The sequence below is a fragment of the Pseudomonas taetrolens genome (genome assembly GCF_900475285.1).
Lineage (GTDB): Bacteria > Pseudomonadota > Gammaproteobacteria > Pseudomonadales > Pseudomonadaceae > Aquipseudomonas > Aquipseudomonas taetrolens.
This window is the reverse complement of sequence record NZ_LS483370.1, coordinates 3,645,484-3,658,410: the sequence shown is the minus strand read 5'-3', so window position 1 is coordinate 3,658,410 and position 12,927 is coordinate 3,645,484. Positions and strand designations below refer to the sequence as shown.

General features: G+C 56.0%; 15 protein-coding genes and 1 tRNA gene. 7 read left to right on the top strand and 9 right to left on the bottom strand.

Features of this window, described 5'->3' with window-relative positions; genetic code table 11:
- The first annotated feature begins 208 nt into the window (after positions 1 to 208).
- From DQN55_RS16910 to DQN55_RS16900, 3 genes are all read left to right on the top strand, one after another.
- Positions 209 to 799, top strand: a complete 591-nt coding sequence (locus tag DQN55_RS16910; protein WP_048378923.1) for a YceI family protein — start codon at positions 209 to 211, stop codon at positions 797 to 799.
- A 2-nt stretch (positions 800 to 801) separates the two neighbouring features.
- Positions 802 to 1,959: a phospholipase D-like domain-containing protein gene (locus DQN55_RS16905; RefSeq protein WP_048378925.1), complete on the top strand. Its 1,158-nt coding sequence runs from the start codon at positions 802 to 804 to the stop codon at positions 1,957 to 1,959.
- A gap of 146 nt (positions 1,960 to 2,105) precedes the next feature.
- Entirely contained in the window at positions 2,106 to 2,741 is a 636-nt protein-coding gene (locus DQN55_RS16900) for a LysE family translocator (protein WP_048378927.1), read from the top strand.
- Positions 2,742 to 2,840: 99 nt separating this feature from the next.
- On the opposite strand, the gene DQN55_RS16895 is transcribed toward DQN55_RS16900, so the two are convergent.
- The 4 genes from DQN55_RS16895 to DQN55_RS16880 form a co-directional block, all read right to left on the bottom strand.
- Positions 2,841 to 2,914 (bottom strand) — tRNA-Gly (locus DQN55_RS16895).
- A 47-nt stretch (positions 2,915 to 2,961) separates the two neighbouring features.
- Positions 2,962 to 3,882 carry an alpha/beta fold hydrolase gene (locus tag DQN55_RS16890; protein ID WP_082150726.1) on the bottom strand — a complete coding sequence of 307 codons (921 nt, stop codon included), beginning with the start codon at positions 3,880 to 3,882 and terminating at the stop codon, positions 2,962 to 2,964.
- Between the two features lie 104 nt (positions 3,883 to 3,986).
- Positions 3,987 to 4,679: a pseudouridine synthase gene (locus tag DQN55_RS16885; protein WP_048378929.1), complete on the bottom strand. Its 693-nt coding sequence runs from the start codon at positions 4,677 to 4,679 to the stop codon at positions 3,987 to 3,989.
- A gap of 33 nt (positions 4,680 to 4,712) precedes the next feature.
- The gene (locus tag DQN55_RS16880) at positions 4,713 to 4,934 is read right to left on the bottom strand and encodes a cysteine-rich CWC family protein (RefSeq protein ID WP_048378931.1); all 222 of its coding nucleotides are present in this window, start codon (positions 4,932 to 4,934) and stop codon (positions 4,713 to 4,715) included.
- A gap of 622 nt (positions 4,935 to 5,556) precedes the next feature.
- Here DQN55_RS16880 and ung point away from each other — a divergent pair.
- Entirely contained in the window at positions 5,557 to 6,249 is a 693-nt protein-coding gene (ung, locus tag DQN55_RS16870; protein ID WP_048378935.1) for a uracil-DNA glycosylase, read from the top strand.
- Between the two features lie 311 nt (positions 6,250 to 6,560).
- Here ung and DQN55_RS16865 read toward each other — a convergent pair whose 3' ends face one another.
- Positions 6,561 to 6,836 carry an Ogr/Delta-like zinc finger protein gene (locus DQN55_RS16865; protein WP_048378937.1) on the bottom strand — a complete coding sequence of 92 codons (276 nt, stop codon included), beginning with the start codon at positions 6,834 to 6,836 and terminating at the stop codon, positions 6,561 to 6,563.
- A 340-nt stretch (positions 6,837 to 7,176) separates the two neighbouring features.
- On the opposite strand from DQN55_RS16865, the gene DQN55_RS16860 reads away from it, so the two are divergent.
- Positions 7,177 to 7,596 (top strand): helix-turn-helix domain-containing protein, encoded by a 420-nt coding sequence (locus tag DQN55_RS16860; protein ID WP_082150727.1) that lies wholly within the window; start codon positions 7,177 to 7,179, stop codon positions 7,594 to 7,596.
- 1 nt (position 7,597) lies between these two features.
- Here DQN55_RS16860 and DQN55_RS16855 read toward each other — a convergent pair whose 3' ends face one another.
- The 4 genes from DQN55_RS16855 to DQN55_RS16840 form a co-directional block, all read right to left on the bottom strand.
- Positions 7,598 to 7,990 (bottom strand): putative holin, encoded by a 393-nt coding sequence (locus tag DQN55_RS16855; protein ID WP_231995608.1) that lies wholly within the window; start codon positions 7,988 to 7,990, stop codon positions 7,598 to 7,600.
- Between the two features lie 24 nt (positions 7,991 to 8,014).
- Positions 8,015 to 8,266, bottom strand: coding sequence for a response regulator transcription factor (locus DQN55_RS16850; RefSeq protein ID WP_048378939.1), 252 nt, complete (start codon positions 8,264 to 8,266; stop codon positions 8,015 to 8,017).
- A gap of 154 nt (positions 8,267 to 8,420) precedes the next feature.
- Positions 8,421 to 9,455 carry an AbrB family transcriptional regulator gene (locus DQN55_RS16845; protein ID WP_048379558.1) on the bottom strand — a complete coding sequence of 345 codons (1,035 nt, stop codon included), beginning with the start codon at positions 9,453 to 9,455 and terminating at the stop codon, positions 8,421 to 8,423.
- Positions 9,456 to 9,542: 87 nt separating this feature from the next.
- On the bottom strand, positions 9,543 to 10,523 hold the full coding sequence (locus DQN55_RS16840; RefSeq protein ID WP_048378941.1) for a Bug family tripartite tricarboxylate transporter substrate binding protein: 981 nt from the start codon (positions 10,521 to 10,523) through the stop codon (positions 9,543 to 9,545).
- Positions 10,524 to 10,852: 329 nt separating this feature from the next.
- On the opposite strand from DQN55_RS16840, the gene DQN55_RS16835 reads away from it, so the two are divergent.
- On the top strand, positions 10,853 to 11,524 hold the full coding sequence (locus DQN55_RS16835) for a response regulator (RefSeq protein ID WP_048378943.1): 672 nt from the start codon (positions 10,853 to 10,855) through the stop codon (positions 11,522 to 11,524).
- Complete coding sequence (locus tag DQN55_RS16830) at positions 11,517 to 12,923, top strand: sensor histidine kinase (RefSeq protein WP_048378945.1); 1,407 nt, start codon at positions 11,517 to 11,519, stop codon at positions 12,921 to 12,923. Before DQN55_RS16835 ends, DQN55_RS16830 begins: the two co-directional genes overlap by 8 nt.
- Positions 12,924 to 12,927: the final 4 nt, after the last annotated feature.

Below are 12,927 nucleotides of genomic sequence, written 5' to 3'. Positions count from 1 at the left end.
GCAACTTCAGGCTAGGCAGGTGCAATGTCATCGCCATGACGATTGGATGATGCTTGTATGACAGACAGGCGGGACGCATTTGCAGCGTGCAAGGAACTGGCTCTGGTAATAAGCATCCTAGGCAGTGTGAAATAATCCTGCCGACACCGCTCGCAACTGCCCAGACTCGGGTTAATGTTCGCCCACGTTTATCTGCCGATGAGTTTTTATGTTTAAAGTGTTGTTGTCTTCTGTCTGTGCCCTGTGGCTGACCCTTGGGATGAGCGTAACTGCCCAGGCCAATTGGTACCTTGATGGTGAGTCGTCACGGCTGTCCTTTATCACCACGCAAAATGCCAATGTGGCGAACGTTCATCGTTTTTTGGTCCTGCACGGTAAAGTCGACAGCAAAGGGCTCGCGCAATTGCGGATCGAGATGGACTCGGTCAACAGCGCTGTGCCGTTGCGCGATGAGCGAATGCGTGACCTGTTATTTGATTTCAAGCATTTCCCCGAAGCGCAAATTACTGCGCAAATCGACTTGCAGCCCATTAATGCATTGGCCTCTGGCGCTCAGCTGGAATTGCACTTGCCGGTCACGGTGACTTTGCGCGGCAAGCAACATGTCTATGAAGCGGAGTTGTTAGCCACCCGTCTTGATGAGCGGCGGTTTCAGGTCGTGACCCTTGAGCCGTTGATGCTCCAGGCCGAGGACTTTGGTCTGCAGCCTGAGCTTGAAACCCTGCGTAAAATGGCCGGTTTGTCGGCGATCAGTTTTTCAGTGCCGGTGGGTGCGGTGCTGATCTTTACGGCCCGCTGATCATGGCTGGCGCAATCTTCCCCTGGCGCGGCGCCAACCAGTTCGAGTTGCTGATCGATGGCCCGCAGTTTTTCCCGCGGATGATCGATGCCATCAAACACGCTGAACAGCATGTCGATCTGGAACTGTATCTGGTGGAGGCCGGGGGATGCGCCGAAGCCATTGTGCAAGCATTGGAGCATGCCGCGCAGCGCCAGGTTCGCGTGCGCTGCCTGTTTGACGGCTACGGTAGCCTGGCGTTTACCTCAAGCTTGCGCCGTCGGCTGATCGATGCCGGGGTGGAATTGCGTTTCTACAACCGTATTCGCTGGCGCAACGGGTTGAATAACCTGTACCGCGACCACCGCAAGTTATTGCTGGTCGATCAGCAGATCGCTGTGGTGGGGGGCACAGGGGTGACGGATGAGTTCTGGCAGCCCGGTCTCGATAGCTGCGACTGGCATGAAGTCATGGTCGAAATTCTGGGGCCTCTGGTTCTGGACTGGCAGATGCTGTTTGATCGTCAATGGCGCGCAAACATCAGCCGTAAGGCCTGGAAACCTGCGACTCACTTTGGCCTGCCGCATTTGCCGCGGGTGCCTGATGCGGGTGCAGGCATGGGCCGGGTCGCATACGCGGATGCGCGCCAGCATCGGGATATTCTGCAATCTCTGGTACGGGCGATTAACAGTGCCCAGCACCGGATCTGGCTGGCCACGCCGTATTTCCTGCCCACCTGGAGCGTTCGTCGTTCACTGCGTCGGGCGGCGGGGCGAGGCGTCGATGTGCGGTTGCTGCTGACGGGGCCCCGAACGGATCATCCTTCAGTGCGCTATGCCGGACATCGTTATTACCCGCGACTGCTCAAGGCCGGTGTGCAGATCTTTGAATACCAACCGTGTTTTTTGCATCTGAAAATGGTGCTGATTGATGATTGGGTCAGCATCGGTTCATGCAACTTCGACCATTGGAATCTGCACTTTAACCTTGAGGCCAACCTTGAGGCTCTCGACCCCGGCCTCACCCAGGCGGTGGCGGCCAGTTTTGCCGCAGACTTCGAGCAAAGCCTGCCCATCAGCCTGCAGGCCTGGCAATCGCGGCCACTCTGGCGTCGTGTCAAACAGCGGATCTGGGGCTGGGTTGATCGGTTGGTGGTCAATCTGCTGGGGCGTCGGCATTAATCACGCATAGCGTCCGCCCGCGGCTGCCCTGAGTTTTCCCGCGGGATTTGCAGCGCTAACGGTTACATCGTGTTTTAGAACGTGCAGAATCGGGCTCAGCCACGGATAACTGGAGACCGTGAAGCTGTTTTTCTGGAGCTTTTCGCATGACCCCTTCATTGTTATTGGCCGTACTGGCCTCAGGTTTTATCTATGGCATCACCCCTGGCCCCGGCGTGCTGGCTGTTTTTGGCATTGGTGCGGCACGGGGGCGACGTGCCGGTGCCGGATTTCTCTGCGGGCATTTATTGGGGGATGTGATCTGGTGCAGCACGGCGTTGATTGCCATCGTCGGTGCGCGTGAATTTGGCAGTACGACTTTCAACGTGCTGGGGTTGCTGAGCGGGCTTTACCTGTTTTGGCTCGGTTTGCGTGCGGTGCTCGCCCGGAAAAGCAGCGCGGCCCAACAAGGCCCGGCTCGCCAGCCTTTTGCCCATGGCATTCTTTTTGGCTTGACCAACCCTAAAGCGTATCCCGTTGCCGTCGCCACTTTCACCGCGCTGCTTTCCAGTCGTGCAGAGCTGCTGACCTGGTCAATGTTGCCGTGGTTAATCGCATTGAGCTTCGTTGGAGGAGCGGCCGCGTATGTGATTTTGGTCGGCATTGTAGGTGCGGGTCATGTCCGGGCGTTGTATCAGCGTCATGAGTTGCTGATTACCCGGTTGTGCGGCGTGATGTTTATCGGTTTTGCGATCAGCGCCCTGGTGCATGCTTTGCCGGGGTTGATCCACGCGATGGGATAAAGCGGCTCGCGCTCAAGCAAATGCTCGTTAACTTCATGGTGCGTGCGTTTGTTTGTTGGTTCAGGGGGGAGATGCGAGGAAACGGAAGGGAAGCAAAAGTGGAGCGGGTAGAGGGAATCGAACCCTCAACTAAAGCTTGGGAAGCTTTCGTTTTGCCACTAAACTATACCCGCGTAGAGCGGCTGACTTTGTACCAGAAGTCGGCCTGGATGAGAAGTTTTTATTCGTGTAATGCGAAATTTACAAGGTTGTTCAATCCCTTGGGCGTGTTTTGAGTCGCTTTCAGGGGGGACGCGCACGGACTCGGCTGACGGATCGGCGTTAAAAAATTCAGCAGGGCAATCTTGCTGATATGACGTGCGTTTTTGTGTTCCATATCCAGAAAGTGACCGGTATTTTCCAGACAAATGAACTGGCTGTTCTGAATGGGACGGGCAAAGTGGTGTGCGTCGCTGGCGGCGGTGTATTCATCCAGTGCGCCGTTGATGAATAACACCGGTATGTCGATGCCTTGGGTTGCGTTCAGGTAGCACAGGCGGTCGCTGGTCAGTACCTGGTCTATGTGGAAATGCATTTGCGCGTACTCGTGTTCGGCGAGGGTGCTGACGTGTCGAAAGTTGAAGCGCTTGAACAGTGAGGGCAAGTGCTTGCCCAATGTATCGTTGACCAGTTGCCCGACCTGTGTGCGATTGCAAGCGGCCAGGCAGCGGCTGCCTCGTTCCAGATAGTCGCGCATGGCAGAGTTGATGAGCGGCGAGAACGAGCTGATGACGGCTTTTTTGATCCGTCGGGGTGCGCTTGTCAGCGCGGTCAGTGCTGCGGTGCCACCCCATGAAAATGACAACAGATAATTCGCTTCAAAATGCTCGATCAGCTCCAGGAGCACCTGTGCTTCAAGTTCTTTTGTCAGCATTGTCTGGTGTCGGTTGTGTGCTTTTGATTGGCCTGCATAGGGCTGATCGTAAAGCACGACGTTGAGGTGCGGATGCAGGCTTTTTAGTGTCTGGGAAAATGACGCGGTGGTGGCCAGAGAGCCGTTGACCAGAATAATGGTGTGTTCTGCGGTCTCCGAGCGGTAGAGCTCGGTGTGAATTCGGAATTGCCCTTGAACATCGAGCACAGCCGTTTCAGGTTTGATCATGGCGTCAGACTCCAGCGAATCGAGCGTCGGTCAGACGAATGATGCGCCGGGATTGTGACAGGCAAGTGTGAGCACAGGCTTCAGCTTTTAGCGAATGCTCCTTCTCAAAACAGCTGGATTTCCTGATCGCTGAGCGGGCGCCAGGCACCAGGTGCCAGCAGGCTGTCGAGCGCCAATGGGCCGATGCTTTCGCGGTGCAGGCGTATGACTTTGTTGTCGAAATAACCAAACATGCGTTTGACCTGGTGATAGCGGCCCTCAACGATGCTCAAGCGGGCGCTGCAAGGTCCGAGCAATTCCAGTTCGGCGGGCAGGGTTGTCAGGTTTTCGTAGGCGAAATAGATGCCTTGCCTGAACTGGTCAATGTACTCGGGGCCGATGATGTGTTCCGTCTCGACGTAATACACTTTGGGCAGTTTGGTTTGCGGCTGGGTGAGGCGTCGCGACCATTGCCCGTCATTGGTAATCAGCATCAACCCGCTGGTATTGAAGTCCAGTCGGCCGGCGATATGCAGCTCGTGTTTGTCAGGTTCATCCAGCAGGTCCAGCACCGTGGGGTGCTCCGGATCCCGGGTGGCACTGACGCACCCCTGCGGCTTATGCAGCATGAAATAGCGCGCCGGCTTACCGTCTTGCAGGACGCCATCATCGAGTTCGATGCGACTGAATGTACGGATTTCATGATGGGGATCGCAAATGACCTGACCATCGACCCGGATGCGCTTTTCTATCAGTAACAGCCGAACGTGCTGGCGGCTGAACTGGGGGAGGTTGCTCAGAAAGCGGTCTATGCGCATGGTCAACAATCATGAGGAATACAGGCACGCATCTTACGTGATGGGTTCTGATTTCGCTGTTGGCAATTGCTGTTCGGCGTTGGCGCAACGAGGGCAAAGACAGCTCTGGTCGCGCTGTTCAAGTGGCAGGGCCCGGATGATTTGCGGGTCGATACTGACGCTGTAGCACCAGCAGGGCAGGTGCTCGGTGTCGGTGCTGGCCATTGAGCAATCATTGCGGGCTCCGCATACCGGGCAGAGGTTGGGTGTAGTCATGTCGGTTGTCCGGTGTCAGGTCGGGGTCGCATCTTAAATAGCAAACTGCGCGGTGTGTGGGATTTCTGAATACCGCTCGGCAGCTGGATTTAACAGGCGGCACCAAGTGCTGTTTTCGTGGTCATAACAAGCGTCGGATGGCATTGCCATTTGTCGCCACCCAGCGCCGCTGTGTGTGCTCTCTCGCGGTCCAGGAGGCCGCCATGTATCGTCGCCTACTTTCTATTGTTCTGATTGGTCTGGCATTGTCAGCGTGTGTGCCCTATTACTCGGGGCATGGAGGCTACCGTTCAGAAGTTTACTCTTCGCCAGCGCCTTATCCGTATGGCGGTTACCGCTCCTACCCTGTTTATCAGCGAGGCTACTACACGCCGTCCCCCCGCTATTATCAAGCGTCGCCCCGTTATCGTCCGGCGCCCTATTATCGCAGTGGTTACCGGCAGGGCTACGATCGGGGCCACCGTTATGAACGCAGGCATGAACCAAGGCATGAGCGCAGGCACGAGCGCAGTGATAATCGCGGTGATCGCCGTGGTCATTGGCAAGGCCGGAACAGACAGGGACGTTGACAAGGGGGGCGGGCTTTTCTAGTGTCCGCCCCATTGTTTCTCAGGATGTAGTCATGACGCCGGATGATCGTATAAAACTTGAACCCGTCTGGAAGCAGGCCTTGCGCGAGGAGTTCGATAAACCTTACATGGCCGACCTGCGCGAGTTTCTGCGCCAGGAGCATGTGGCCGGTAAAGAAATCTATCCTCCGGGCCCCCTAATTTTCAACGCGCTGAACCTGACGCCTCTGGACAAGATCAAAGTGGTGATCCTGGGCCAGGACCCTTACCACGGTCCTGGCCAGGCACACGGGCTGTGTTTTTCGGTGCCGCCGGGCATATCGGTACCGCCTTCTCTGGTCAATATTTATAAAGAGCTCAAGCGCGATCTGAATATCGATATTGCCAACCATGGCTGCTTGCTGCATTGGGCCGAACAGGGCGTTTTGCTGCTTAACACGACAATGACCGTGGAGCGCGCGAACGCAGCTTCCCATGCCAAAAAAGGCTGGGAGCATTTCACCGACCGGATCATTCAGGTGGTGAGTGAGCAGCAGCCCAAACTGGTCTTTTTGCTATGGGGCGCCCATGCGCAAAGCAAACAGAAGTTGATTGATGCGACCAAGCATTTGGTGCTGACTTCGGTGCATCCTTCACCGCTCTCTGCCTATCGGGGGTTTATTGGTAATGGTCACTTCAGCAGAACCAATAAGTTTCTTGAGCAAAACGGGCTGGCACCCATCGACTGGAAACTTCCGGCGGTTTAGATAACCCAAGCAGATGCTCAGGTTTTGAAACCTGTTGGCGCGGCGAGTCCGGCTGTTTTGACACACCAGGTAGGGCCGCCTGGTGTGCTGGCTTGCAGAATTGACCGAGCCATCTCAGGCCGGGTGTAATCGATGCTTCCCGGACGCCCCCATCCCCCAGAGTAGAGCCAGTCTTACCAGCACTGTCCGGGGCATTCCCGCCCGTCCACGTCGGTCGGCTCTGCCAGGCAGTAAGTGGGCATCGCCCATACAGGCATGTCGAAGACGCGACAGGAACCCCGGTGCTGCATGTACCTGTGTCAGATCAATACTCATTGTCCCGCCCCGGCAGTCTGTTGGGCCGACTTGTCGCAAGGCAGGGCAGCCTGACGCAGTTCCTGATTGACGCCGGGCAGGTGGACATCAGGGTTGGGCATGCCGCTGGGAGATAGTTCGTGGGTCATTTCAAACTCTGCCCTGACAGACCATCCGCAGGCTTCAGTGGTGCATTGCAAGTAAGCTACCCGCAAGAAAATATGCCGACCTTCGCTGGTACGGATGCGCATCCTGCTCAAGCAATGCGGACAAACCATTTTGTAGGTGCTCATGATTGACTCCAGTTGAACTAGCGTTGAGTGCCGGATTTAAAAAGCACGTTAATTTCAAATAAAGACCCATCCTTTGATCCTGCATGACGGTATGTTGTTGGCGGTGGTAGTAAAGGTCGTAATCTATAAATTGTTTTATTACATTTTCTTGTAAGATTTATGGCGTTTGATATGTGATATTTCTGATAGCTTTTGTTAAGTGTTGCGCTTTTTCTTGGGGCTCTTTATTAATGGAAAGTGCTTTTGACTTATCAGGTTGCATATCTTGGCTCTAAAAAGTACTCAATAAGAGTAAATTTTGCCAAAAAACACAACAAAGTCAAATTGAGGGTTATTCAAAGTGAGTAACAAAAAATCAATTGAAATACTCGAGCGATTGAAGCATGTCACTCAGGTTAAAACAGATTCCGGTCTTTCCGAAGTACTGGGTGTCAGTCCGCAGACACTGAGTAGCTGGAAAGGGCGAGACAGTATTCCGTACTCAATATGCATAGACATAGCCAGGGAACAAGGTATTTCCCTTGACTGGTTGTTTGGTGGCCACGGCTCCATGCGCTTATCCACCTGCTCGTGTTTGTGTGAGGCGGTAGACAGGCTGAACACTCAAGAACAAAAGATGCTGCAGGTATTTCGGGAGCTGGATGAGACGGATCAGAAAATAATTTACAAGTGGGTGGAGGAAAAGAACCGTCTGCAGGTCTTGAATAACCGTATTGAAACGCTGGCTACCCGGCTTGAAACAATAATAAATCGCTTGTGAATCATTTGGGCCACCTTAACCGACGCAGGATATCGGCAATGTCTGCTGTGTTTACCCATGTCATGACTTTAATGCTGATGGGAAGGGCGACCAGCGCACAAATGAATGCCGTAACACTTACGGGCAAACCGGGTAAATGAGGGGCGGCGGCAGGTGTAAATAAATACCCGACACAAGCACTCAGTGCGAAAGATGCCATGTGTTGCCAGCGTTTTAATATCCGGCGCGAGCGCGTCACGACCCAACCACCCAGCACTGCGCCAAGGGCGGCCTCCGGATCAATCATGGCGAGCAGGACAAACAGGCCGGAATCAGGAAAGCTGTTCTGAACGAAATGCATGAGTTGATTGTTCATGTCATGAGTTAAGGCAGTCATCGCAGTGAATAGAGGCATGGTTTTATCTCTGTGCAATACCGCTCAGGGCAATGTTGTCATACCCAGTTTTATGGCTTTGAGTACAGCTGCGTGGCGTGAAGTGACATTGAATTTTGCGCGCAAGTTGGCCATGTGAAAGTTGATGGTTGTTTCTGATTTGTTCAGGATGATTGCAATTTCTGCGGACGTTTTTCCCCGCGAGCACCAATCCAGTATTTCATGCTCCTTGGGGGTCAGATGTGGAATGTCATGCAGGGTGGCAGGTGTGTGTGATTGGTAGCGGAAGTGGGTCATGGTGAACTCTTGCTGGGTGTGTTGAAGAGGAAGGGTGCGATTGTTTTGACGTGTTAAAAATAATCGCACTCGTATTGCATCAACAACGCAGCCAGTTTGTAGGAGCGCCTCTTACATTGAGCGAATAGTCCTACGCGCAAGGGTATGATTTACATTAGTTGCCGTGGTGTCTGTTCCAGTATCGAAACAAGGGCTCTGCCAGGAATAACACGAACAGCAAGCGCATCACTTGCATGGCCGTCACCAGCGGCACTGAGAGTTGCAGGGTTTGTGCGGTGAGGCTCATTTCGGCTATGCCGCCCGGCATCATTCCCAGCGTCATGGAACGCAGGTCGAGATGAGTCAATACGCTCAAGCCCAGCGCACAGACACCGGCAATCAACATGGTAAGGGCTGTGCCCAGTAGAGTGCGGCCGATGAACGATGGTGCCCGACGGAAGAACTCGCGATTGAAGTGACAGCCCAACCCGCTGCCAATCAGCCACTGGCCGATTTGGCTGCTGCCTTCGGGCAGGCCAATGTGCAGGTCCCACAAGAGACTGATACTGGCGCTGATCAGCAGCGGCCCGAACAACCAGGGATTTGGCTGGCGCAAGCGTTGCCAGATCCAGCCCGCAAGAGCGCCGGCGGGTAACAGCAACACCATCCAATAAATATTCACAGTGGCAGGGTGCAGGGTGGGAGTGCCTTCGCCCAGCAGGAACTTGAAGGCCGCCGGGACACAGAGCACGACGGTCAGTACCCTGATGCTCTGGCCTGCGGCGACGCGGCTTAATACGGCACCATTGCGGGCGCCCAGGTTGACCATTTCACCCGAGCCGCCGGGCATGCTGGAAAAAAACGCCGTGGCACGATCCTCGCCACTACGGCGCATCAGCCATACCCCGATCACACTTGACACGCTGGTGAGCAAAGCACCGAAAAAAATCAGCCAAAAATGGGCCAGCACTTGTTCCATTACCACTGGCGTGAAGTGCAAGCCGATGCCGATACCGACCACCCATTGCCCGCATTTGCGGCCGCCGGGGATTTCGGCCAGTTGCCAGGGGGTCAGGCAACGTACCAGGATGATCGCGAGTAGCGAGCCTACCATCCACGGCAATGGCCAGCCGATCTGGCTGGCCAGATAGCCGCCTGCGAGACCGACCAGAGGGGTTCCCCACCAGTGTTTCAGTGCTGTTTTATTCATGGCACGGGTTGGTACAGGCGATCGGTTGTCGGGCGACAACCTTGCAGCGCAACAGCATGGGTTACTCCTGAGGCAAGCTGTCGGCGATCAGCGATGGTTGATCAGGCCGAATTCAACGGCCAGGGTTTTATAGTCGGCCACCTGTTGTTTCACGTAGGTGTCGAGTTCGGAACCGGTCATTGCGAATGGGAAAAACTCACTCTGGGAGCGCATTTCTGCGAATGCCCGGGAGGCCAGTAACCAGTCGAAAGCAGCTTTCCACCAGGCGTAATCTTCGTCGCTGACTTTGGGCCCCATATAGAAGCCGCGAACCACGGGCCAGACGATGTCGTAGCCTTGCTCTTTGGCCGTCGGAATATCTTTCATCTCGGGGTCGCTGAGACGCTCATCGGCGAACACGGCCAGCAGGCGCATCTCGCCACTCTGGATGTGCGGCATTGAATCGGAAATATCGGTGCTGCCCACCTGGATATGACCGCCCAGCAACGCCGTGGCAATTTCACCGCCGCCTTCGAGCGCAACGTATCGCAAGTCGCGGGGGCTGATGCCTGCCGCTTTGGCGATCAGGGCCGCCTGCATCCAGTCCTGGCCGCCGACTGTACCGCTGGAGCCGATCGCCACTTTGCTCGGGTCTTTTTTGAGTGCTTGAACCAGATCATCGAGGTTTTGGTAGGGCGAATCGTTTTTTACTGCGATTGCACCGTAACTGGTGACCACCGCCGCGAGCCAGCGTACGGCGTTTTCATCGAAGCGCCCGAACTTGCCTTGCGCCAGATTAAGCAGCGATCCGCTGGACCAGGTCACCAATGTACCGCCTTCAGCCGGGCGCTGTGCAACCACGGCGTTGTACGCAACGGCCCCTACACCACCGGGCATATACGTAATGCGCATAGGGGTGGTGAGCAGCTTTTCATGGCTCAGTGCCTTTTGCACCAGTGTGCAGGTCAGGTCAAAACTGCCGCCGGGTGACGCCGGAGCAATGCACTCGGGGTGTGTGGGCTCGGCCATTGAATAACCGCTGAACAAGCAGCAGGCGGTGATGGCCAGGATGCGCACGGATGCATTCATATCGTGTTCGCCGGGGCAGCGAAACGTGGGCGTACTTGTCGAGTGGATGCGCGGAGAACAGAAGGGCGGCTTGTGGGCTGAAGAATCAGCATGCGGGGTGTGCTCCGTTATTGTTCTTATTGGCGAAAACGCATCGAGGCGTTTTTCGGACCGTTACAGGGACGTAGCTGCCGTGATTGTAACTGTCTTTTGCGGGATCCTAGACGGCCAACCTTTCACTAACCTTTCAGTTGTCTTTCCCTGTTTTCAGGCTTCACAGCCCGTCTGCCGTCTGTACACTCCGCGCATAGAAGGGCCTGGCCCACACAAAAAAAGATGAGGTGAATCCCATGCGTGTTCTTTTGGTCGAAGACCAGCCGCAGTTGGCCGACAGTATTGCCCAAGCCTTGAAAGGGACCAGCTTGACCGTGGATGTGCTGCACGATGGGGTCGCTGCGGATCTGGCCTTGAGCAGCGAAGAATATGCGCTGGCCATCCTGGATGTGGGGTTGCCGCGCATGGATGGTTTTGAGGTGCTGGCCCGTTTGCGTGCTCGTGGCAAAACCCTGCCGGTGTTGATGCTGACTGCCCGCAGTGACGTCAAGGACAGGGTTCACGGGCTCAATCTCGGTGCCGATGATTACCTGGCCAAGCCGTTTGAACTGACAGAGCTGGAGGCCCGGGTCAAAGCCCTGTTGCGTCGCACTGTACTGGGGGGCGAACGGCAGCAGCGCTGCGGAGCGCTGGTATACGATCTTGGTACTCGACGTTTCTCTCTGGGTGATGATCTATTGACCCTGACTTCGCGAGAGCAGGCCGTGCTGGAGGCATTGATCGCGCGGCCGGGCAGGGTGATGAGCAAGGAGCAACTGGCGGCTCAAGTGTTCGGTCTGGACGAAGAGGCGAGTGCTGATGCCATCGAGATCTATATTCATCGATTACGCAAAAAACTCGATGGTCAGGCCGTTGCGATCGTGACCTTCCGGGGCTTGGGGTATTTGCTGGAAGGCCGCGATGCATAAACTCGACAGTTTGCGTTGGGGGTTGCTCTGGAACCTGACGCTGTTGATGGTGGTATTGATGCTGGCCAGCGGGCTGAGTGCCTATTTCAATGGGCGTGAAGCGGCCGATACGGCCTATGACAGAACGTTGCTGGCGTCCGCACGAACCATCGCCGCCGGTTTGTCGCAACGCGACGGCAGTTTGAGTGCGGACGTCCCCTACGTTGCGCTCGATACCTTTGCCTACGATAGCGCCGGGCGGATTTACTATCAGGTCAATGATATTCACCAGCGACTGATATCGGGCTACGAGAACTTGCCTGCGCCACCACCCGGTACATTGCGCACTGATGACTACCCGGCTCTGGCACGTTTTTATGATGGCCAGTACCAAGGGCAAAACGTGCGCGTCGTGAGTCTGCTCAAGGCCGTTACTGAGCCCGAGATGAATGGCATGGCAGAAATCCGCGTCGCCGAAACCGACGAAGCACGCGTGGCGATGGCGCGCAGTTTAATGGCCGATACCCTGTTGCGCCTGGGTATGCTGGGGTTCGGCGCGCTGTTGGTGGTGTGGTTTGCCGTTAGTGCCGCGTTACGTCCACTGGAGCGTTTGCGCACGGCCGTCGAAGAGCGTGAGCCCGATGACCTGCGTGCCTTGCCTGCGGTATCGGTGCAGCGCGAACTGCGACCGCTGGTGCGGGCGATCAATCACTTTACCGAACGCTTGCGCGGGCAATTTGAGCGCCAGGCGCAGTTTATTGCCGATGCCGCGCATGAACTGCGTACTCCGTTGGCGGTACTCAAGGCCAGGCTCGAACTGGGCTTGCGCGCACATGAACCGCAGACTTGGCGCAACACCCTCGAACAGGCGGTGCAAGACACCGATCGTTTGACTCAGTTGGCGAATCAATTGCTGTCGCTGGCCCGTATAGAGAATGGCGCGCGAGCCATCGCTGAAGGACGAGCGCAGTTACTCGACCTCAGTCAATTGGCCCGTGAGCTGGGCATGGCCATGGCACCGCTGGCCCATGCGCGGGGTGTTGCATTGGCACTCGAGGCCGACCAGCCTGTCTGGCTGCACGGCGAGCCTATCTTGTTGCATGAGTTGCTGAGCAATCTGGTGGACAACGCTCTGGCCCACACGCCGGTCGGGGGCAATGTGATCCTGCGAGTCAGCTTGCCCGCGATCCTGGAAGTCGAAGATGATGGCCCGGGTATTCCTTTTGAAGACCGCGAGCGAGTATTCGAGCGTTTTTACCGGGGGCATCAACAGGTGACTGGCGCGGGGCTGGGGTTGGCGATCGTCGGGGAAATCGGCCGTGCACATCTGGCGCAAATCAGCCTGCACGATGGCGCGAAAGGAGGGCTGAAAGTACGGGTAAGTTTCGTGCCGGCGAATGGGGGACGCCAGCAAGGTTGATTGT